Source organism: Natronorubrum halalkaliphilum, assembly GCF_009834785.1.
GTDB classification, from domain to species: Archaea; Halobacteriota; Halobacteria; order Halobacteriales; family Natrialbaceae; genus Natronorubrum; species Natronorubrum halalkaliphilum.
This window is the reverse complement of sequence record NZ_WUYX01000070.1, coordinates 222,772-243,796: the sequence shown is the minus strand read 5'-3', so window position 1 is coordinate 243,796 and position 21,025 is coordinate 222,772. Positions and strand designations below refer to the sequence as shown.

The 21,025-nt window shown below is 61.6% G+C and carries 23 protein-coding genes; 15 read left to right on the top strand and 8 right to left on the bottom strand.

Annotated elements, in window-relative coordinates:
- Positions 1 to 587: 587 nt before the first annotated feature.
- The gene (locus GS429_RS20605; RefSeq protein ID WP_160067720.1) at positions 588 to 1,211 is read right to left on the bottom strand and encodes a metal-dependent hydrolase; all 624 of its coding nucleotides are present in this window, start codon (positions 1,209 to 1,211) and stop codon (positions 588 to 590) included.
- A 149-nt stretch (positions 1,212 to 1,360) separates the two neighbouring features.
- Here GS429_RS20605 and GS429_RS20600 point away from each other — a divergent pair, with 149 nt between their 5' ends.
- The 4 genes from GS429_RS20600 (at position 1,361) to GS429_RS20585 (ending at position 3,909) form a co-directional block, all read left to right on the top strand.
- Positions 1,361 to 1,582: a hypothetical protein gene (locus tag GS429_RS20600; RefSeq protein WP_160067718.1), complete on the top strand. Its 222-nt coding sequence runs from the start codon at positions 1,361 to 1,363 to the stop codon at positions 1,580 to 1,582.
- Between the two features lie 173 nt (positions 1,583 to 1,755).
- Positions 1,756 to 3,051: a histidinol dehydrogenase gene (gene hisD, locus GS429_RS20595; RefSeq protein WP_160067716.1), complete on the top strand. Its 1,296-nt coding sequence runs from the start codon at positions 1,756 to 1,758 to the stop codon at positions 3,049 to 3,051.
- An 80-nt stretch (positions 3,052 to 3,131) separates the two neighbouring features.
- Positions 3,132 to 3,362 (top strand): hypothetical protein, encoded by a 231-nt coding sequence (locus tag GS429_RS20590; protein ID WP_160067714.1) that lies wholly within the window; start codon positions 3,132 to 3,134, stop codon positions 3,360 to 3,362.
- 172 nt (positions 3,363 to 3,534) lie between these two features.
- Complete coding sequence (locus GS429_RS20585; RefSeq protein WP_160067712.1) at positions 3,535 to 3,909, top strand: HesB/IscA family protein; 375 nt, start codon at positions 3,535 to 3,537, stop codon at positions 3,907 to 3,909.
- A gap of 241 nt (positions 3,910 to 4,150) precedes the next feature.
- Here GS429_RS20585 and GS429_RS20580 read toward each other — a convergent pair whose 3' ends face one another.
- Positions 4,151 to 4,351 carry a dodecin gene (locus GS429_RS20580; protein ID WP_160067710.1) on the bottom strand — a complete coding sequence of 67 codons (201 nt, stop codon included), beginning with the start codon at positions 4,349 to 4,351 and terminating at the stop codon, positions 4,151 to 4,153.
- Positions 4,352 to 4,509: 158 nt separating this feature from the next.
- Here GS429_RS20580 and GS429_RS20575 point away from each other — a divergent pair, with 158 nt between their 5' ends.
- Positions 4,510 to 5,454 carry a hypothetical protein gene (locus GS429_RS20575; RefSeq protein WP_160067708.1) on the top strand — a complete coding sequence of 315 codons (945 nt, stop codon included), beginning with the start codon at positions 4,510 to 4,512 and terminating at the stop codon, positions 5,452 to 5,454.
- Between the two features lie 80 nt (positions 5,455 to 5,534).
- Positions 5,535 to 6,740: a pyridoxal-phosphate-dependent aminotransferase family protein gene (locus GS429_RS20570; protein ID WP_160067706.1), complete on the top strand. Its 1,206-nt coding sequence runs from the start codon at positions 5,535 to 5,537 to the stop codon at positions 6,738 to 6,740.
- A gap of 21 nt (positions 6,741 to 6,761) precedes the next feature.
- Here GS429_RS20570 and GS429_RS20565 read toward each other — a convergent pair whose 3' ends face one another.
- Both GS429_RS20565 and GS429_RS20560 read right to left on the bottom strand, forming a co-directional pair.
- Positions 6,762 to 7,067, bottom strand: a complete 306-nt coding sequence (locus GS429_RS20565; RefSeq protein WP_160067742.1) for a DUF7116 family protein — start codon at positions 7,065 to 7,067, stop codon at positions 6,762 to 6,764.
- Positions 7,068 to 7,331: 264 nt separating this feature from the next.
- Positions 7,332 to 7,571 (bottom strand): DUF5816 domain-containing protein, encoded by a 240-nt coding sequence (locus GS429_RS20560; RefSeq protein WP_160067704.1) that lies wholly within the window; start codon positions 7,569 to 7,571, stop codon positions 7,332 to 7,334.
- A gap of 163 nt (positions 7,572 to 7,734) precedes the next feature.
- Between GS429_RS20560 and GS429_RS20555 the strand changes: the two genes are divergently transcribed.
- Positions 7,735 to 8,145: a universal stress protein gene (locus GS429_RS20555; RefSeq protein ID WP_160067702.1), complete on the top strand. Its 411-nt coding sequence runs from the start codon at positions 7,735 to 7,737 to the stop codon at positions 8,143 to 8,145.
- A 161-nt stretch (positions 8,146 to 8,306) separates the two neighbouring features.
- Here GS429_RS20555 and GS429_RS20550 read toward each other — a convergent pair whose 3' ends face one another.
- A complete protein-coding gene (locus GS429_RS20550) occupies positions 8,307 to 8,750 on the bottom strand; it encodes a universal stress protein (protein ID WP_160067700.1) in 444 nt (147 codons plus the stop codon).
- A gap of 227 nt (positions 8,751 to 8,977) precedes the next feature.
- Entirely contained in the window at positions 8,978 to 10,063 is a 1,086-nt protein-coding gene (locus GS429_RS20545) for a mechanosensitive ion channel family protein (protein ID WP_160067698.1), read from the bottom strand.
- A gap of 158 nt (positions 10,064 to 10,221) precedes the next feature.
- On the opposite strand from GS429_RS20545, the gene trmB reads away from it, so the two are divergent.
- The 8 genes from trmB (at position 10,222) to GS429_RS20505 (ending at position 19,364) form a co-directional block, all read left to right on the top strand.
- Positions 10,222 to 11,286, top strand: a complete 1,065-nt coding sequence (gene trmB / locus GS429_RS20540; protein WP_160067696.1) for an HTH-type sugar sensing transcriptional regulator TrmB — start codon at positions 10,222 to 10,224, stop codon at positions 11,284 to 11,286.
- 387 nt (positions 11,287 to 11,673) lie between these two features.
- Positions 11,674 to 13,149, top strand: coding sequence for an extracellular solute-binding protein (locus GS429_RS20535; protein ID WP_160067694.1), 1,476 nt, complete (start codon positions 11,674 to 11,676; stop codon positions 13,147 to 13,149).
- Complete coding sequence (locus tag GS429_RS20530) at positions 13,139 to 14,173, top strand: carbohydrate ABC transporter permease (RefSeq protein WP_160067692.1); 1,035 nt, start codon at positions 13,139 to 13,141, stop codon at positions 14,171 to 14,173. The genes GS429_RS20535 and GS429_RS20530 overlap by 11 nt, the downstream gene beginning before the upstream one ends.
- Complete coding sequence (locus GS429_RS20525) at positions 14,173 to 15,264, top strand: carbohydrate ABC transporter permease (protein WP_160067690.1); 1,092 nt, start codon at positions 14,173 to 14,175, stop codon at positions 15,262 to 15,264. The genes GS429_RS20530 and GS429_RS20525 overlap by 1 nt, the downstream gene beginning before the upstream one ends.
- 4 nt (positions 15,265 to 15,268) lie before the next feature.
- Positions 15,269 to 16,456, top strand: coding sequence for an ABC transporter ATP-binding protein (locus tag GS429_RS20520; RefSeq protein WP_160067688.1), 1,188 nt, complete (start codon positions 15,269 to 15,271; stop codon positions 16,454 to 16,456).
- A gap of 194 nt (positions 16,457 to 16,650) precedes the next feature.
- Positions 16,651 to 17,718, top strand: coding sequence for a Gfo/Idh/MocA family protein (locus GS429_RS20515; protein ID WP_160067686.1), 1,068 nt, complete (start codon positions 16,651 to 16,653; stop codon positions 17,716 to 17,718).
- Positions 17,719 to 17,827: 109 nt separating this feature from the next.
- Positions 17,828 to 18,145 carry a carboxypeptidase regulatory-like domain-containing protein gene (locus GS429_RS20510; protein WP_160067684.1) on the top strand — a complete coding sequence of 106 codons (318 nt, stop codon included), beginning with the start codon at positions 17,828 to 17,830 and terminating at the stop codon, positions 18,143 to 18,145.
- Positions 18,146 to 18,395: 250 nt separating this feature from the next.
- Positions 18,396 to 19,364, top strand: a complete 969-nt coding sequence (locus GS429_RS20505; protein WP_160067682.1) for a sugar phosphate isomerase/epimerase family protein — start codon at positions 18,396 to 18,398, stop codon at positions 19,362 to 19,364.
- A gap of 44 nt (positions 19,365 to 19,408) precedes the next feature.
- Here the strand turns inward: GS429_RS20505 and GS429_RS20500 are convergent, their stop codons facing one another.
- Both GS429_RS20500 and GS429_RS20495 read right to left on the bottom strand, forming a co-directional pair.
- Positions 19,409 to 19,735 carry a HalOD1 output domain-containing protein gene (locus tag GS429_RS20500; protein WP_160067680.1) on the bottom strand — a complete coding sequence of 109 codons (327 nt, stop codon included), beginning with the start codon at positions 19,733 to 19,735 and terminating at the stop codon, positions 19,409 to 19,411.
- Positions 19,736 to 20,107: 372 nt separating this feature from the next.
- The gene (locus tag GS429_RS20495) at positions 20,108 to 20,980 is read right to left on the bottom strand and encodes a phosphatase PAP2 family protein (protein ID WP_160067678.1); all 873 of its coding nucleotides are present in this window, start codon (positions 20,978 to 20,980) and stop codon (positions 20,108 to 20,110) included.
- Positions 20,981 to 21,025 lie beyond the last annotated feature (45 nt).

Below are 21,025 nucleotides of genomic sequence, written 5' to 3'. Positions count from 1 at the left end.
GGGTACATAACCCCTTCGGACTCGAGTGATCCGAGATGACGGAACGAGTTGAACGTTCCGTCGATCACTTCTTCTTTGCATTCACATCCGAATGCCCTCGTGCATATAAGGGCGTCGGATCGGAGCTCACCGGAAACCGCAACCGGGGAGACCATTCGTGCAATATACGATACGCGCCCAGCGCATATAAGGGCATCGTACCGCAACGCCGATGAAACGGCGTTATCCACGAACGATCCGAGCGCCCTCGAGACCGGAACCGTCGATCGATATCCGGGTCGAAAGCATGGATGCAGTGCCTACCTCCGTGCCGGAACACGGCCGGAGGGGACGTGGCAGATACGCCACGTCGTTCGCATTAGTACGGAAGTCCGAGTCCATACATAAGGCCGTCGTCTCGGTCGCCGTCTGTACCACGTTGATCATTCTCGCGGAGACAGTCTCTCGAATCCAACACTCTGACACTCGTGTGACCGCGCAACGCGGACGGTATTGTATCGATTACCGATGGCTATCGTCCGTTCGTGGTTCGGAACCCGAATACGTGGGTTTGAGAGGGAGTATGCAGTAACGCTTCGAGATCACACTCATCGCTCGAGAGTATCCTCGGCCGACCGATCGCGCCCGAGTACGCCGAGGATGAGTCGCTTGCAGCCGACCAAGAGTTCCCGAAGAACGGGTGCGCCGTCGTAAAGCCACAGCGAGAGTGCGAAGAGGGCCATGCCGAGTTGCAACCAGAGGTACGTCGAGAGATCACCGGCTAGCAACTCACTCTGGTAGCGACCGAACAGTTGTCCGAAGTAGTCGAGGAAGCCGTGGCTGGGGTCGTCTCCGTCGACAGTCGCAATCGGCCAGAGCATGAGTTCGAACTGAACGACGTCATCACGAAGATAGGCGTCGAGCACGTCGGCCGGAAGATGGATGAGATAGCCGAGCGCGAACGCAAGCCCGGCTCGAGGCCGACCGGCCGACCGTGCAATGAGCCCAACGATGATCGACAGCGGAACGGCAAAGAATATCGAGTGACCGATGGCGTAGCCGACATCGAAGACGCCGTACTCCCAGGCCAGTGGCTTGTCGATGAGATCCGGCAGGACGGAGGCAAACACGACCGCAAATGCCTCGAGGCCGCCGGGCGAGTCACGAAACACGGTATGACAGAACAGCGAATAGACGAGATAACCCATAATCGCGTGTTCCCATGGCCACATATTGCGGAGGTGCGCTGGGCGATGAATAGTTATGCAGCGCCTGAATGACACGCCCCACCACGATCTGTGAGGGGTGATCGGTGATCGATACAGGGGATGGAAACGAGAGCAATCGATACGGTTTAGCGGCCGCCGTTGGATGAGTACGTATGGACCGAGAGGGGTTCGTCAAGCTCGCAGTAATCGGAATCGGGCTCGTTGTCCTGAGTTTCTTCGTCCGCGGATTCAGCCAGCTGATCTTCGGACGGGGTGTGGCAGAGCTTCTGCAGGCACCGTTTGCGACCATCGGGTTCCTCATCGTCGTCTATCTATTCATCAGGGCGACGCTCGACGCCGTCGGTATCTGGTCCGTTGAGAACGGGAACGCCTAAGCTAGAGTAACAACTGGGCCTGTTTACACACCGATCACACTGTCCGCGGTTCTCACACGTCGGGCTCCGAACCGCGCTCGCGTCGTGCAATCGTGCACTAACTCCCAGAGGCTACTATACTATTACATGGGGAGAAGGAAACCGTTTTTCGACTACCGCACGAAAGCGTTGGTATGACAGTTGACGTGCGGGAAATCGCGGATCTCGGGCCGAGCGATCGCGCCGCGTTCTTCAACCGGGATGCCGGTATCGAAGCAATCAGGGGAGACGTACGGGAGATCGTCGACCGTGTTCGCGAGGAGGGCGACGTCGCCGTTCGTGAGTATACGAGCGAGTTCGACGCCGTCGAACTCGGCAACATGGCAATCACTGACGATTGCGAGCGCGCGTACGACGAACTTCCGGATGACCTCCGAGAAGCGATCGAGACCGCTGTGACGAACGTCACGGAGTTCCACGAAGCACAGGTGCCCGATGACTGGCGGGAAAAATTTTCGGACGGACGAGAGCTCGGCCGCCGATTTCGCCCGCTCGATCGCGTCGGCGTCTACGTTCCCGGTGGCTCCGCAGCCTATCCCTCGAGTGCGATCATGGGCGTCGTGCCGGCGGTCGTCGCGGGTGTCGACCATATCGCGGTCGTCACGCCCCCCGCCGACGAGGTAAATCCCGCCACGTTGGCGGCGATTCACGCTGCGGGTGCAGACGTCGTCTACAGCGTCGGTGGCGCACAGGCGATCGCGGGCCTGGCGTACGGTACCGAGTCGATCAACCGCGTCCAGAAGATCGTCGGCCCCGGAAACAAGTGGGTTACCGCGGCCAAGGCCGCGGTTCGTGGCGACGTCGAGATCGATTTCCTCGCCGGCCCGAGCGAAGTGGTCGTCGTCGCGGACGAAACGGCCGATCCGGACCTCGTGGCGGCGGAACTGGTCGCTCAGGCCGAACACGATCCTAACGCCTCGGTCGTCGCCGTCACGGCCGACGACGGAACCGCCGAAGCAGTCGCCGCGGCCGTCGACGAGCAAGCCAACGCGCGCGAGCGCGAAGAAGTGATTCGTGATGCGCTCGACAACGAGGCCAGCGGTGTCTTGCTCGCCCGGTCGATGAGTGAAGCGATCCTCTTCACCGAGGAGTACGCGCCGGAACACCTCTCGATCATCGCCGATGACGACGAATCGGTCCTCGAGCGGATCGACAGCGCGGGTAGCGTCTTCCTCGGCTCGAACACGCCCGTCGCCGCGGGCGATTACGCTAGCGGAACCAACCACGTGCTGCCGACCAACGGCGGCGCGCGGATAACCGGCGGGCTGTCGGTCGAAACGTTCCTCCGGTCGACGACCGTACAGCGCCTCTCGAGGGAAGGGTTAGCCGATATCGGCGAGACGATCACTACGCTCGCGGCTGCCGAAGGGCTCGAGGCCCACGCCGAAAGCGTTCGGCGACGACTCGATCGCGACGGCGACGACGCGTAATCGGCCGTTACGGCGTCGTAGGGTACCTCAATGATTTGCAACCCGGTTTTACGGTACTGGGCGTGTGAGGAAAACGCGTGATGCCACCGCGTGAGCACGAGCATGAGCGCGAGCCTGCGGTCGATCCGACTGACGGGCGGGTTCTCGAGCGGAACTACGATTACGCACAGAAAAACGTCCGGCTCCTTTCGATGTGGTACGAGTGCGAACCGGAGCGGATGCTCGAGTTACTGGCCCAGCATAACATCGAACTCTCCCGGAACGATAAGCGGCAGTTCGGCTGGTACTACCGGTCAGTACAGCAGTGTTGAGTCGCTGCAAGACGTGGGTGGAGTGGCGAAGCGATAGTTCGCCGGCGTGTGACGGATGCAGTCGAACTCGTGGACGTACGGCAGAGCCAAGTGAATCGTACGCACGGCCGGCGACCGTAACGTGGTCGTCGATGGCGTCACAGTTAACATCGTTGCGACGGAAGGGAAAGGTATGAGCACGGACAGTGTAGACGGCGGGCAGGCGAACACGCGCCCCCAGATCGAAGTGACGGAGATAGCGGCCGAGCAGGCGCGTTCCTTGCTCGAGAGTGAGGATCTAGATCCGACCGAAGCGGGGCTTCGACTCTTCGTCCAGCAAGGTGGCTGCGCTGGCCTTTCCTACGGGATGCGGTTCGACGACTCTCCGGACGACGACGATACGATCTACGAACACCACGAGCTGCGCGTGTTCGTCGATCCCGCGAGCCTGAAGTATATCGAAGGGAGCGTTCTCGACTACGAAGAGGGACTCCAGGCCGAGGGGTTCCACGTCGAGAATCCGAACGTCGTCAGCGAGTGTGGCTGTGGCGAATCGTTCCGAACGTAGTTCCCGTTCCCGTTTCCCGTTTCCCGTTCCTGTTCCCGTTCCCGTTCCCGTTTTCGCCCGCACGTTGCCGTCCGCTCTCGCCGAAGCATTGAGATAGTTAGAACAGTTGGAACAGTTGAACAGTTGGGACAGCACACTGCGATCTGTCATCGGCCCCTGAACAGTCGATAACTCGAGTCACGCGCAGACAACTCCTCCCCGCAAAAAATCAAATAGCGGCTGTTCGGGTACGGTACGCTCGCTAGTCCTCGAGCTGGAAGGCGACGGTGACTTCCGCCTGATATTCACGGTCGTCGGCGCTTGCGACTTCGACGCCGAGTTCGTCGACTTCGATCCAGTGGACGTTCTGGAGTGTTTCTTCGGCGCGGTCGATGGCGTCGTCGGCCGCCGCGTCGAAGCTCTCCGGGCTCGTTCCGATCAGGGTGATCTTCTTGAAGACCATTGCCCGCCGGTCTACACCGCGAACGGACTTCAATATATGGCTAGTGATAGCAATAGCCACTGTTTTTGAGACGAAAACGGTGGAACGAAACGAGGCCGGGACGACGACATCGTTCTGAGCCGGATGTTTATCACCGAAGACGTAACCAATGAGGGGCGATGGATCGAAGGCGATATCTCAGCGCGAGTAGCGGACTGGTTGCTGGAGCGACGGTCGGTCTCGCCGGTTGCCTCGGAGTCGGAACTAGCGCATCCGACGGGATCGACGATGAATTCGACGATCCCTTTGACGGCGATTACGACTGCGTCACCCGATGGGTACCGGCTCCGTCCGTCCTGGACACCGACGACTATATCATCTCCTCGTGGTCACCAGCCGAGCTGGTGGCGACGGACGACGCTCTCGAGGACGATGCTCTTGAACCAGTCGAATACCAGTTGGACAGGCTCGGCGTCGACTCCCTCGGATTACGTGATCTCGATCGGATTATTACTACGGAGTACGTCGATGACGAAATCGACAAGTTAGTCGGCTTCGCTGTCTACGAGGGCGATATCGATCCGGCAACGGTCGGGCCGGCCCTCGAGGATGATGGACCGGACCACGTCGGACACGAAGACGGCTACGACTACTATGGAAATAGCCAGTACGTGCATGCCGTCGCTGACGGAACCGTAATCACGAGTTCCGATGCCTCCGGCGGGCGATCGGTCATCGACAGCCTCATCGAAGTTGAAAACGGGGATGAACGACGCTACGCCGACGAATTCGAGGGAATCAATCGAGTGGTCGACCGATTGCCCGAAGCCCATATGACGCGGACCTTCGGACGCTCGATACTATCCGCGATGGATATTTCGGCAGACGTACTCGAAGAACTCGTCTTCGATATCAGCGTCGTTCAGATACAGGAGGACAACGCTCACTACGGGTTCGTTCTCGTCTTCGAGGAAGGGAACGAGATCGACGAGCGGGACCTCGAGCCGATCGGCGAAGAACTCAAAGAAGAGTCATCCGAGGAAGCGACGTACGGAACCGACGGTTCGATCGGCTGGATTCGCCTGACGGAACCGGCGGCGGAGTTCCGCGCCGGCTACTCGTAGTGAAATCCATCCGACCGCAGTTTCCACCGGTCGTCGCCGATGCGTGAACGTTTTTGAGGATCCCGATACCATGGGTATGCATGGTAGATGCTGACGAGCGGATTGACGAAGCCGAGATCGGCGAACTGACGCCACCGGATCGAACGCTGATGGGGCCCGGACCGAGCGACGTCAACCCCCGCGTTCTGCGGGCGATGTCGACGCCGCTCGTGGGTCACCTCGACCCGTCGTTCGTCGAGATCATGAACGAAGTACAGGAGTTGCTCCGTTACACCTTCCGAACTGACAACCAGTGGACGATCCCGGTATCGGGGACCGGCTCCGCAGCCATGGAGGCCGCGATCGGTAACGTCGTCGAACCGGGCGACACCATGCTCGTGCCGACGAACGGCTACTTCGGCGGTCGAATGGCCTCGATGGCTCGTCGGGCCGGCGGCGAGGTCGTCGAGGTCGATGCGCCGTGGGGAGAACCACTCGACCCCGCGGACGTCTCCGACGCGCTCGCCGAACACGACCCGGACGTCTTCGGGTTCGTCCACGCCGAGACGAGTACGGGCGTACTCCAGCCCGACGTTCCGGAACTCACCGCCGCGGCCCACGACCACGACGCCCTGGTAATCGCCGACACCGTCACCTCGATCGGCGGCGTCGAACTGCGCGTCGACGAGTGGGACATCGACGTCGCGTACGCGGGGCCACAGAAGTGTCTCTCCTGTCCGCCGGGGGCGAGCCCGCTTACTCTCTCGGACGAAGCGATGGAGAAAGTCCTCGCGCGCGAAGAAGAGCCGCGGTCGTGGTACCTCGATCTCTCCCTGCTCGAGGGGTACTGGGGCGACGAACGCGCCTACCACCACACCGCACCGATCACCAACGTCTACGCGCTTCGCGAGGCGCTCCGTCTCGTAGCGGAAGAAGGAATCGAAGCGCGCTGGGCGCGCCACGAACGTCTCGCGGGCGCGCTGAAAGCCGGCATGGAAGGAATGGGCCTCGAGATGAACGCACCCGACGAGTACTGGCTGCCCAGTCTGAACGCCGTTCGCGTCCCCGACGGGGTCGACGACGGCGAGGTCTGTTCCGAACTGATCGATCGCTACGATCTCGAGGTCGCGAGCGGGTTGGGCGATTTAGACGGCGAAATCTTCCGGATCGGCTGTATGGGACACTCCGCACGGCCGGAAAACGTGATCTACGTGGTGACCGCTCTCGGTGACGTCCTCGAGTCGATGGGTGCGGACGTCGATCCCGGTGCCGGCGTGACGGCGACGCGACGCGCGCTCGAAGAATAAGCGGGGTACGGGGGTCGAGCGTTACGCCGAGACTCGCGGTCCTGGCGGGGCGCGTTCGACCTGATAGTCGTCTCCGTCGACGACCATGATGGCCCATTCGTAGTCCGGATCCACGCTTCGAAGTTTGTTCTCCAGATTGTCGGCGTCCTCCGGTTGTGCGACGAAACAGTGGAACTGTCCCGACTCGGACGGTAACTCTCCTGTCTCGAGGACGGTACTTACGTGGACGACCTTCCACGCGCGTTCGGCGCGGAACTTCGGGCCGTTTCCTTCAACGGTGTATCCCAGCTCTGCGAAGATCGACCTGGCCTGCTCGACGAGTCGCATGTTAACAGGACCCATTCACAGCTACCTACACGGGCCTGCACCATAAATGTTGGTACGTCACAAGAACTCGGAGGATTTTCTCCACGTGTTGGAACCAATCCCGGTCGAAAGAGCAAAATTGAGAACGACCTCGTCCGATTTTTGGGCAGAGTCGGCTGATTACGTCGAGGACACGTTGATTCGGTGACTCGAGCACGAGACCGGAGACGTACTCCCGCTAGCGCCAGAACCAGCAGCAACCGGAGGTTTCCGGACCGACGACGATCACTCGTGAGCGGCGTCCCATTCGGTCGGCTTGCGGAAGTTCCCGCATTCGTTGCACTTGATTCGGCCCATCGAATCCATCGCGTTGTCTAGGGTCTCACAGTTCGCACAGAACCAGCCGTAACGGCGCTCGGTATCTCGAGACTCGTAGGCGACGAGAAACGGGCCCTTCGATCCCCTGTCACCGTCCGTTTCGGAGATGTAGATCGTCTCTCCGTTTTCGATTGACCTGGGTTGCATACTCCCGTCTACCCGCGCGTTCGGTAAATGATTGTCTGTCCGACCGACCATCCGTCGGTGTACTCGACGGCGACCGTAGCCGCCACATGTGTGTGACAAAGTATCGCATTCGAGACTGTCCGAACTGAAAGGTTTACCCGCGAGGGTATCGTTCGATTGTATAATGTCGTTGGTCGTGGTCCCCGTTCGGTATCCGTTGACAAAGCACTCGAGGCGGACGCTCGAGCGGGCAATCGAGGTCGCCCGCGAGAGAGATGCCGCGTTGACGGTTCTACACGTAGATCTCTATCAGAATGGAAAGAAAGTCACGCGAATAGATTTGAAAAACGCCGTCGAGAGCACGTTCGGTCGCCTCGAGAACGTCCGCTACGTCGTCCGGACGGGCTTTCTCGTCGAGGAGAGTATTCTCGACGAAGTCGCGGCGGAGGCCGCCGACGCTGTCGTGATCGGGAGTCAACAGGCGAGTCGGCTGCGACGGATTTTTCGGCGGTTTACCGACAATCCGAACATCGATCAGTATCTTCGGACGCATCTCGACTGTGAGGTTATTACGGTCGAGAGCGCCCGCGCCTAGCGGTACGACGGGGTCCCGTGTGATTGCGATTCGGGCCCTGTTACGTCTACTGATACTGTTGGATAGAACGACGCGAATCCGATCGTTTTGCTGGGGTCATCACTGTGGGCGACGACCCCCAAATTCACGATCGGCTTCGTATTGACTGCCGTCCGACAGTATTACTCACCCGCGCCCGCATCGCGCACGACGAAGACCGGAATCTCGGCGTTATCGACCACTCGTTCCGAGACGCTCCCGAGCGAGACCACCTTTTCGCGCGGACTCTTCCCGCGCGTGCCGATCACGATCAGGTCGATCCCGTGCTCGTCGGCGTACTCGAGGATCGTCTTGGATGGCGTCCCTTTCCGCACCTCACTGACGGTCTCGAGGTCGCTCGCCGCTGCGTCGTCCGCTACGGCGGCGACGGCGTCTTCCCCTTCGTCTTCGAGCGACCGCTCCAGTTCCGGTCCGGTCTCGTCGGTCGCCGCTGCGGTGATCCGGCTGTCGACCACGTACAGCCCGTGGACCGTCGCGTCGTTTTGTTCGGCGATGGGTAACCCGTGGGCCAGCGTCTCGGAAATCGTCTCGCTTCCGTCCGTCGGAATAAGGATATCGTCGTACATCTGTGAGCTATCGTTCGACTTTGATGGGCAACCGGATAAAATACCACCACGATACCCGGGCAGCGGGAGGAAGGGGTTCGGAATCGGCGAATACTGAAGAACGTCCGAATCGGAGAACACCGTACCGATTGGCCTGCTGCAACTGCAAACCGCGTCGCGATACGAGCAGTGACTGCGATTGTATTGGGAGTGGATGGTGGCCTCGAGATGCCGGTGAACTCGACCCGTTATTGTTCCCGCCGGTCTTCCGTGTCGGACTCGGTGTCGAGTTCATCCTCCGGCGGCGTCTCAGCTTCGGAGCCGTCCGCGAGTCGGTTTCCCGGCGTGACCGGCGACCCGGGCCCGGACCCGGACTCGGGGTTCGAGTGGTCGGACCCGCGACCGTCGACGGCCATTCGGGCGACGCCGCTGCTCTCGTCGAAGACGTGATGTCGTCGCGGGTAGGCGAACTCGACGTCCAGTTCCGCGAACCGTTTGCGGACCGCCGCCTGAACGTCCGACCGGGCGACGGCCTGTTTGTAGGGGTGTTTGATCCAGAAGTAGAGTTCGAGTGCGATGCCGTGGTCGCCGTGCTCCTCGATGTTACACAGCGGTGCCGCGGCGTAGCGAGCGCTCCCGATCCGGATATCGGGGCCGCCCGAGATGACCAAATCGACGGTTCGGGCCGCCCGTTCGGCCTGCTTGCGTGCAGTCTCGAGGTCGCTACCGTAGGTAACGTCGAAGGCGATTGAAATCCGCGTCCGTTCGTCCTCGGCGGAGTAGTTGATCACGTCGCGTTCGTGGATTTCGGAGTTCGGGATGACGATAAACGTGTTCTGGAGGGTGAAGATCTTCGTGTACCGGATCGTGATATCCTCGACGAACCCCTTGTGGCCCTCGTCGGTGACCTCGATCATATCGCCGATCTCGTAGGGGCGATCGGCCAGGACGAAAAAGCCGTTGATCAGGCTCCCGACGAGCGGTGCGAGGACGACCGCGATCACGGCCGAAATGACGGTCACCGAGAGGAGGATCTGCGTGTCGCCGACGCCGAGGATGCCGGCAGCAATGAACCCCGCCAGAAGTAAGACCGAAATCCTGACGCCGCGGAGGACGGTTCGGGTGACGCTGGGGCGTTCGATCTTGCGGGCGACGGTCCGGCCGGCGATACGGACGACGAGTTTCGAGAGGTACCAACCGACGACCAGGACGAAGAGTGCGAGGACGATTTCGATGGTGGTCTGTGAGACATCGTACGGGAGATAGCCCTGAAACTCTTCGACCGCTTCGGCCGTCTCGTTCTCGGTCTCGTCGCCCTGTAACACCCCGCGCATGGCAACACACTCATGCCGGCAGTGGTTAAGCGTTCTGACCTTCACACTCTCGTTGACGGATGATAGCGCAACACAATCACTGGAACAACCCGATTTCGAAAACAGATGCTACTCAGAGTATAATAAATCATTTATCCGTCGGGAGCGTAGGGGTTGGTATGGCACCAGACGAACTTCGCTCGACCGTCGAACAGGTCGGCGATCGATTCAATCTCGGCGAGTACGAGATCGACGCCTACCTGACCGTCCTCGAGCAGGGCCAACTCACCGCGAGCGAAATCGCCGATCGGACCGATATCCCACAGCCACGCGTCTACGACACCGTCCGCAGTCTCAGCGATCGCGGGCTGGTCGAACTGCGCGAGTCCCGACCGATGAAAGTCGTCGCGATCGATCCCGAGGAAGCCTTCGAGAACGTCCAACACTCCCTGGAGCAGATGATCACCGAACTCGAGGCCCGCTACACTGCGCCGGCGCGGGACACGGAGGCGGTCTCCCTCGTGAAATCGCGGTCGACGATTCTTCGTTATCTCGAGGAAGTCATCGACGACGCCGACTACGAACTCTCCCTGTCGCTGACCCCGGATCTGCTGACCCGGTTCGAGGAGGACCTGAAAGCGGCCGTCGACGCCGGCGTGAGCGTCGACCTGATCGTGACCCCGGCCACCGAGGCACCCGACCCGGCGGAGTTCGACTACCTCGAGGTCGCGACGACGGCTCGTGCCCGACGCGGGATTACGACGCCGGTCGTCGCCGTTGCCGACGGGAACTACTCGATTTACGCGACTCAAGATGCGCTGCGCGACGATCAGGATCGGTACGGCGTCATCTTCAACCGGTCGGCGCTCGGCTTCCTCGTCTCCGGCTTCTTCGGGACCGTCCTCTGGACGACCGCCGAACGGACGCTGGGCGAGGACGGCCGCGCGCGAACCTACCCCCGCAAGTACGCCTCGATCCGTCGCTGCGTCAAGGACGTCATGGACGAGGGCGGCGAGTTCTACGCGACGATCGAGGGTCGCGACGTCGAGGTCGGCGGACCACGCGTCGTCCGCGGTCGGATCCTCGACGTTTCGTTCGAAGTGAGCGAGGAGGTCGCCAGCCTCACCATCGAGACCGCGGAAGGCGAGGAGCTCTCTATCGGTGGTCGGGTCGCCGCGCTGGAAGACGTCGAAGCCCACGAGATCCACATCGGCCGCCACGAGCCGCCGACCCTCGAGGAGTAACGGTAAGCGTAAGCACGGATTCACCGTGAAGTTCGTCTTTTCATCGACGCCGATCGGCTCTGCGGTGAACCGATCGGTGCGTAACGTCCGAGTACGAATCTCGTTACTGGCCATCGTGGCGCCGCTGGAGCGCCGATAGCGATCTCTCGGTCGTCGTTGCGTGGCTCAAGCCGGAGGCTCCGCGGGTAAATCGAGGCCGCGGTGTGGAGTCCAGTAGAACGTGAATACACGACCTGGGACGCGAGAACGGAGTGAATACGGGACCGCAGTTACCGAGAGAGTCAGCGTAATAACCGATTGTACGAACATGCGATTACGACTGTTCTAAGTAGGTACAGCCGTGCAAGCCGATCAATTAAGGGACAGAATAGTGTCTACTGATGTCGGATGGGACAAGAGAACACAGGCCAGAAGCGACGTGCCGGAGTGTCCCGCCGGTCGTTCGTGAAAGCAGCGTCGGCATCGACGGCAGTCGGGGCGGTCGCTATCGCTGGCTGTGTCGGTCGCGGACGCGAGCCAAACACCGTCGTGATGACCGGAGCGACGGATTTCGAGGAGATTCTTCACACGGAGGAGGGTGAACCGTCCGTCCAGCAGGCGCTGTGGGACGCCGGACTCGACGAGGATATCACCGTCGAGTTGCAGACCGTCGTCAGCGACTCGGTCCAGCGAATGCAAGACGCCCAGTCGACGCTCCAGGCGGGCCGGGCACCGCCGGACATTCACATGATGGACACCGGCTGGACGATTCCGTTTATCCTCCGGGAGCAAACGACGAACCTGAGCGAGGAACTCCCCGACGACGTCGTCGATCGAGTCGAAGAGGAGTATCTCGACGAGGCCCTCGAGGCCGCCCGGCACCCGGAGACGGACGAGATACACGGGATTCCGCTGTTTCCCGACTTCGGGATGATGCTGTACAGACAGGACCTCATCGAGGATGTCGGCTACGACACGAGCGACTGGGGAACCGAGCCGCCGTCGTGGATGGAGTTCGCCGAGGCGGTCGCGGACGCTCGGTCGGAGCACGATCTCAACTACGGGTTCACCACGCAGGCGGCCGCCTACGAGGGGCTGGCCTGCTGTTCGTTCAACGAGGTAATGTCGACCTGGGGCGGCGGCTACTTCGGCGGCACCGAGAACCTGTTCACGGCGGGCGACCGGCCGATCACCGTCACCGACGAGTCGGTCCTCGACGCGATTCGTATGATGCGGGCGTTCATCCACGGGGACGACGACGAACACGCTCACGACGACTACCCCCAGATCAGCCCGTCGGCGATCGTCCAGTGGTCCGAAGAGGAGTCGCTCGGCCCCTTCACGGGCGGCGACGCCGTCGCCCACCGAAACTGGCCGTTTTCGATCGCCGAAGCCGGCGACGAGGACGTGTTCGGCGAAGATCTCGGCGTCATGACCCAGCCGTACGCCGTCTCCGAAGACGAGGCCGAACACGAGGGCGTCGGCGGAACGGCCGCCGCACTCGGCGGCTGGAACCTCACGCTGAGCCCCTACACGGACCGCTCGGAGCAGGCCCTGGAGGTCCTCGAGGCGTTCACCCAGGAGGAAGTCATGCTCACGATCTTCGAACTGCAGGGTTTCCTCCCGCCGAACCTCGACTTACTCGACGACGCCGACCCCGACGAGATCGGTCCGATAGCGAGATACGTCGATCAGCTCCAGATGGCTGGTGAGAACGCGGTCCCGCGACCGGTAACGGACGTCTGGCCGGAGCAGTCCGCACTGATGTTTCAGGAGATCCACGCGGCCTATCGTGGCGCGAAATCGCCGGAAGGAGCGATGAACGATCTGGCCGATCGACTCGAACAGAGCGAGACGGAGGTCGCAGAACAGCATGGCGACTGATACGGACGGCCCCATCGGCGGCGGCGAGACCGAGACCGAACGCGACCGGAGCGGCAACGCGGTCGTCAACTGGATGGAGAACCTGAGCGAGGCCGCCTACGCCTACCTGCTCCTGTTGCCCGCGTTCGCGCTGTTGACGCTCATCGCGTTCTACCCGCTGATCATGACGTTCATCATGTCGTTGCGGGAAGACCGGACTCGCGGCGCGGAACCGCTCGGCGGTTTCGTCGGGATCGACAACTACGTCGACATCCTGACCGGCAACGCACGCGTCGCACGGCAGTTCATGGACATCTCGGTATCCGCCTCGTTCCCGTTCCTGGAACTCGGCGTGCCGCTCCTGCAACAGGCGCTGTTCGTGACGCTCGGATTCGCGGTTATCAGCGTCTTCTTCGAGACGGTCATCGGCTTCGGACAGGCCTACGTGCTCGATCAGGACTTCCGCGGTCGGCGCTGGGTTCGCGTGGCCATCATCCTGCCGTGGGCGGTACCGATCGTCATTCAGGGGATGATCTTCTTCCTGCTGTTCCAGCCCGAGGTCGGCTTCGGGAGCGACCTCATGCAGTGGCTGGGTATCTTCGGCCCCAACCCGCTGGCCGACAGCCAGGACGCGTTCATCATTATCCTCGTGGCCGACATCTGGAAGTCCGCGGCGTTCATGGCACTGTTGATCCTGGCCGGACTCCAAAGCGTCGACCGTAGTCTGTACGACGTCGCACGCGTCGCGGGAGCGTCGCCGTGGCAGCGGTTCAAGATGATCACGTTGCCGCTGGTGATGCCGGCCTTGCTCGTCGCGATGCTGTTCCGAACGATGGACGCGATGCGGGTGTACGGACTGATCGAATCGACGGCCGGCTGTACGACCGTGCCGTCGCTGACGTGTCTCGTCGTCGAAGCGATGTTCGGCGGGACCCGAATCTTCGCGACGGCCGCCGCCGTCGCGTTCGCGACCGCGCTCGTAATCGGCCTGATCATCTCGGTGTACGTGTTCTTCTTCCGCGACACCGAGGGAGGACTCTACTGATGTTCGACGACAACGACTCAGCACGCGAGGATGACGGCGTCCGGGGGACCGATGGCGACGGCGACGACAACGGCGACAGCGACGGCGTCCCGGAGCACTGGAAGCGCACGCGAGAGATGACCGACGGCGGACAGCCCGCCGACGAATCGCGAAGCGGTATCTTGACCGAAGACACGGAGGCTGAACTGGATCGCGGCCCGTTCCAGCAGTGGGTCGCCGACTCCATTTCGAACCCGGAGCGCGTCTACCGGTCGATGTTCTACACCGCGACGATTTTCTTCCTGTTCACGACGCTGTTTCCCTTCTACTGGCTGCTCATGGTCGCGCTGACGCCGGAAGGCCAACAGCAGGATATCATCCTCACGCCCAACGGGTTCAACCCGGGAGCGTTCATCGAGGTCTTCCAGGTCCTCCCCTTCCACTGGTATATGTTCAACAGCTTCGTGATCGCGACGGCATCGACCATCCTCGTGTTGGTCATCGGCAGCCTCGCCGGCTACGCCTTCGGGCGACTCGAGTTCCCGGGGAAGACGCCGCTGATGCTACTGGTGTTGATCATCTCGTTCTTCCCGCCGGCCGCCTTCTTCATCCCGCTGAACGACCTGTTCAACACCTCGTTTTTCCTCCTCGAGCCGATCACGGGCGACGGCACCCTCTACAACACGCCCGGCGCGATGGTGTTGCCGCTGTCGGCGATCTTCATGCCGCTCGCGATTTTCATCTTGACGACCTTCTACGCGCAAATCCCCGACGGCCTCGAGGACGCCGCACGCGTCGAAGGAACGACCCGGCTGGGCGCGCTGTTCCGAGTCATCATCCCGCTGTCGGCACCCGGCGTGGCGACCGCGGGCGTGTTGACCTTCATCGCCGTCTACAACGAGTTCTTCTTCTCGTTCCTGATGACCGACGGCCAACCGGAGAACTGGGCACCGATTCTCGAGGGCATCCTGGGCTACCAGGGCCAGTACGAGGTGATGTACCACCTGATGGCGGCCTCGAGCATCATCGGCGTCATTCCGGTCGCGATCCTCGTGATCGTGGCCCAGGAGAAGATCGTCAGCGGCCTGACCGCGGGCGCACTCAAAGAGTAAGATTATGGCACGAGTACGACTCGAACACGTCACGAAACGCTACGAAGACGTCACGGCAGTCGACGACATCAGCATGGAGATCGAGGACGGCGAGTTCGTCACCTTCGTCGGTCCCTCGGGGTGTGGAAAGTCGACGACGATGGAGACCGTCGCGGGTCTCACCCGGCCGACGGAGGGAGAGGTGTACATCGGCGACGATAACGTCACCACGCTCGCTCCCAAGGATCGCGGGGTCGCGATGGTCTTCCAGAACATCGCACTGTTTCCGCATATGGACGTCTTCGAGAACATCTCCTTCGGCCTGCGACTACGCAAGTACGACGACGAGGAGATCCAACGACGCGTCGAACAGGCGGCCGATATCGTTCAACTCGAGGGCATGCTCGATCGGATGCCCGATGAGATGTCGGGCGGACAGCGACAGCGGGTCGCGATCGCCCGCGCGATCGTTCGCAACCCGGACGTGTTCCTGATGGACGAACCGCTGGCGAATCTGGACGCGAAGCTGCGGGTTCACATGCGAACGGAACTCCAGCGGCTCCACCGGGAGCTGGATACGACGATCATCTACGTCACTCACGATCAGGCCGAGGCGATGACGATGTCCGACCGTATCGCCGTGCTCAACGCGGGCGAACTCCAGCAGATCGCGCCGCCGTTGACCTGTTACAACGAGCCCGCAAATCGGTTCGTTGCGGGCTTTATCGGCTCGCCGTCGATGAACTTCGCCGAGGGGGAACTCGTCGAAGACGGGGTTCGGACCAAGAACTTCCACGTCGATCTCGATCCCGGAAACGTCCCGGGGATGACGGTCGGCGACGCGGTGACACTCGGCGTTCGTCCGGAAGACGTCCACCTCACGACGGCCGCTGATACCGTGGCTCAGCCCACCGACCCGATCGATGCGCGGTCCGACGTCATCGAGCCGATGGGCGACGAGATGTTCGTCTACCTGCTGCTCGCCGAGGGTGCGGAGCGATCGATGGAGGAAGATCCCAGTTCGTCGGCCGACCAGTTGCTGATGAGCGTTACACCCGATACGCCGATCGAAGAGGGACAGAACGTCGATGTCGTACTCGACCGATCGAAGATTCACCTCTTCGAGACGGCGACGGGGCAGGCGCTGCTCCACGGCATCACCAACCTCTCCGGGCGCGATTCAGGAACGACTCCGACGGAAGCTGATAGCTGATGGGAGCTGACGATCGGACCGATCCGGAGAGCCAACAGTGTTGGTTCCGATCATCGGTTTCGGCGTCGGTCAGCAGCCCCTCTCACGACGTGCCGTTTGGCGACGGACAGAAGACGTTCGAGTACAATGATTTGGTATAGCAATATTGGGTGTATCAGTTCGAGAAGAGACACGCCAATTGTGACAAAAGTCCAATGACAACCGATCGAAGCGACATCAGAACAGGGATTGTCGGTCTGGGGAACATCGGTCAGTACCACGCGGAGCGTCTCGTCGATCTCGGCGTCCCCCTCGTCGGGGGGATGGATGTCGCCGCCGAAGCACGGTCGCGATTCGCCCGCCGATACGATATCGACGTCTACGAAGATCACCAGGAACTGTACGACACCGTCGATGCCATCATCGTTACGACCCCGAACAAGTACCACGAGGAGTACGCCGTCGACGCCTTCGAGCGAGACCTCCACGTCCTCCTCGAGAAGCCACTGGCTCACTCGATCGAGAGCGCCCAGCGAATCGCCGACGGGGCGGCCGAATCCGAGGGTCACTGTATGGTCGGTTTCAACAATCGCTTTGCGAACACGGTTCGGATCGTCCGAGACCGGATCGACCGCGGCGAACTCGGCGAGGTGACTCACGTAGAAGCGAACTACGTCCGCCGCCGTGGAATCCCGGGGCGCGGATCGTGGTTTACTCGCCGCCAGATCGCCGGCGGCGGCGCACTCATCGATCTCGGCGTTCACGCGATCGATCTGGCGCTGTATCTGCTCGGCTATCCGCCGGTCGAAGAGGTAAACGGCGTCGCACGCGGAGAGTTCGGGACGAGCGAGGAGTACGCCTATCTGGACATGTGGGGCGAAGACGCGGGGCCGGCCGGGTTCGACGTCGACGACTCCGCTAGTGCGTTCATCCGCTGTGCCGATAACCGAACCATCTCGCTGGAAGTCGCCTGGGCGACCAACCGACCGGCAAACCACGAGTTCGTCGTCCGCGGGACCGAGTCGGCCGCTCGGTTCGATCTCCTCGAGGGGGATCTTACCGTTCATTCGGCGAGTTCGGACGGCCCCGACCATCTCGAGGACACGTCGATCGAGACGCGCCAGAGCGATACTCACACGGAAGAACAGGAGGCGTTTTTCGACCGAATCGGCCGGGACACTCCCGACGACAACAGCGTCAAAGAGGCACTCGCAGTCCAGCGGATCATCGACGCGATTTATCGCTCGAGCGACGAGGGGCACACGATCGCTGTCGGCGAGTGAAGTTCGGTCCGCTGGTACACTCGACGTAATTTCGCTCCACCCCCGAATCGCCCGACGAGCGTGAGGGTGCAAGTACGGAGTTTTCTTCGTCGCTGTGGTAATCACTCGCATGAGGATCGAACGCCAGCTCGTCCTCGAGATCAGTCGTCACGAGGTGCCGGTCGGCCGGCCGGTATCCGTTCGCGTCCGCGACCGTGGCAATCGACCGATCCAGGGAGCGGTCGTCGAGGCGGGATCGAAGCGCAAGCGAACCGACGCGCAGGGCCGGTGTGAACTGACGTTTCGTTCGCCCGGTTTCTGGAAGGTCGTCGCGACCAAACCGTCGACCGAACGCGTGACGTACGACCCGACGGCCGACCTCGTTCGAGCGCTTCCGCGCTCGAGGACGGAGCACTCGCCGCGCCGGCCCGGTCCGCAAACGAGGTAGCCGGAAGCGGTTAGCGAACGCGGTTGCAGTCGTAGTTTATACTGTCGGACAGCAGTCAATACGAAACCGATCGTGAATTCGGGGTCGTCGCCGACGGTGGCGACTCCAGCAGAACGATCGGCGTCACGTCGTTCTGTCCAACAGTATTAGCCACCGCCACGATCACGGTTGCAGTCGCGTTCCGAGCGCCGGCCCCTGTCCTCATCGTTGGCCCCCATTTTATTTCACCGGCGGTCGTCGGTCGTCCCGTATGGACATCGGCGTACACACTCCACCGCTAGCAGACGAGTCTCTCGAGGGAGCGCTCTCCTACCTCGCCGAACTCGGCGTGGGCGCGATTGAACCCGGCGTCGGCGGCCATCCCGGGCAGGACCACCTGCCGCGGGCGGAGCACCTCGACGACGACAGCGCCCAACAGGAGGTTCGAAACCGCCTCGAGGAGTACGACATGCGAATCAGCGCGCTCGCGACGCACAACAATCCGCTGCATCCCGACGACGAGCGGGCCGAACAGGCCGATACCGAACTTCGCGAGGCGATTCAGCTTGCGGATCAACTCGACGTGAACACCGTCACCTGTTTCTCAGGACTGCCTGCGGGCGGACCGAACGATTCGGTGCCGAACTGGATCACGGCTCCGTGGCCGCCGGAACACAACGAGGCCCTCGAGTACCAGTGGGAACGGGCAGTGGCCTACTGGGACGATATCGACGACTACGCCGAGGACCACGGCGTGGATATCGCCATCGAGATGCACCCGAACATGCTGGTCTACGAGCCCCACGGGATGGCCCGTCTGCGCGAGAAGACCGGCGAACGAATCGGTGCGAACTTCGATCCCTCACATCTGTACTGGCAAGGAATCACGATCAGCGACGCGATCCGGTATCTCGGCGAGCGCGACGCGATTCATCACGTCCACGCCAAAGACACGAAGATTTACCAGGAACAGGCCCGCGAAAAGGGCGTCCTCGATACGACGGCCTACGACGACGAACCCAACCGCTCGTGGCTCTTCCGGTCGGTCGGCTACGGCCACGGTGAATCCCACTGGAAGGACATCGTTTCGACGTTGCGGATGGTCGGTTACGACGGTGCCCTGAGCATCGAACACGAGGACTCGCTGACGAGTTCCCGCGAGGGCCTCGAGAAGGCGATCGATCTCCTCGATCGAGCGGTCTTCGAGACGGAGCCCGGGGAGGCCTACTGGGCGGAGTGAGAAACGGCCGGCGGTCGACTCGGGTGCCGAAGAACTATTGCAGATCAGCTACTGATCGATCCATCGACCGAGTCGTCGATCCCCGACAGCTCGCTCACCTCGACGCGGCCGTCGCTGTGGACGACGATCTCGTACCCCTCGTACTCGAGGACGACGCGGGCGTCGACGCTCGGTCCGACCGACGGCGTCTGGGCCTGGGTCTGGAACAGTCTATCCAGCGCCTCCGGATTGACCACTGTATACAGCGGCTCGTAGGCCGGCGGTTCGACGTCGGTGACGTCGACGCCCTCGCGGGCGGCAACTGCTTCGATGATGGCCTGGGTCGGGTCCACCGCCCCATCGGACCACGACGGATCGGCTGGGGAGGACATACCGAGAGCTACGACTGTTCTCGGGATAAACATAATGGCAAACGTGGCTGAGTGACAAAGTGGATAGAGAGGGGCTGTAAGTGCAATAACTGGGCTCTGAGTCCGAATGCTCGGTGTCGACTTCGTCCCGATGGCGTCTCCACATTCGTTTTCGAGTAGCAACGGTCCCGGGAGAGAGGCGTCTCGAGGACCGTCGAACCGAGGACGAGCACCGTCGGGTCGAGACATCGAGAGTGATAGTGAGTGGGGTGTAGTAGTCACTGGAAGTCAGTGCGCATCTGATCGCACAACAGTCGTTCGATCGGTGTGAGACGATTGGTCGGCTCAGCAAATCACTTGAATTTCGGCACCACCGTTAGCCGCAAAGCCGTCCTACTCGCCGTCAGCGTTCGGTGGCTGACCCTGCGCCTCGAAGAACTGTCGGATCGAAACGAGGATGCCTTCGATCGTATAGTTGACGCCGATGTAGACGCTGACGAGCGCGAGTGCCGTGCCGGCGATGACGTCGGAGAACCAGTGGATCCCGAGATACATCGTCGAAAAGGCGACGCTAATCGCGAAGACGGCCGAGATGGGGAACCACAGCGGATACTTCTCGCGAGTTACCCACGCGAGAAAGAACACGGTCATCGACAGCGAAGTGTGGAGCGACGGGAAGACGTTCGTGTTCTGATTGATCTCGTTCGTCAGCGTCCGGGACTGCGGGAACGCCTCGTAGAGCAGCCCCTCGAACAACAGCGGGTCGACGTTTCGCGGCCCGAACGCGATAAACAGCGTATAGCAGACCAGTCCGATCCCGTAGTTGGCCGTAAACGCAACGACGAGGTTCGAAAGGTCGTCCATCTCGTCGAGAGCGAAGTACGCGATGAACGGAAACAGGAGCAAGAACGCGTAGCCGTAGATGTATATAAAGACGAAAAACGAAGTCAGGACGTCAGTTTGGAGCGACTGTAGGACGGCTACGGGATCGGTACCGAACAGCGCCTGGTCGAGTTCGAACAGATACGGCGTAATATTGTTCCGAAGTACGCGCCGCTCGAGTCGCTGGACGATATCCTGTGTCGACCACCGCAACAGGAGGACGACGACGAGTGCAGCAAACGGCAATACGCACGCCTCGAGACGCCACCGAAACCCGTACAGTGCTGCAACCATGCGCCGTGGCCCGACGAGTACGAGCGTCGCAGTCACGAGCATCGCCGCAACGATGAAAACGAGCTCGAGCAGAACTTCGACAAGTGCCATACGGGGTACCTGCTGTCTCTACGGCACGTAGGCCATTAACTCTTT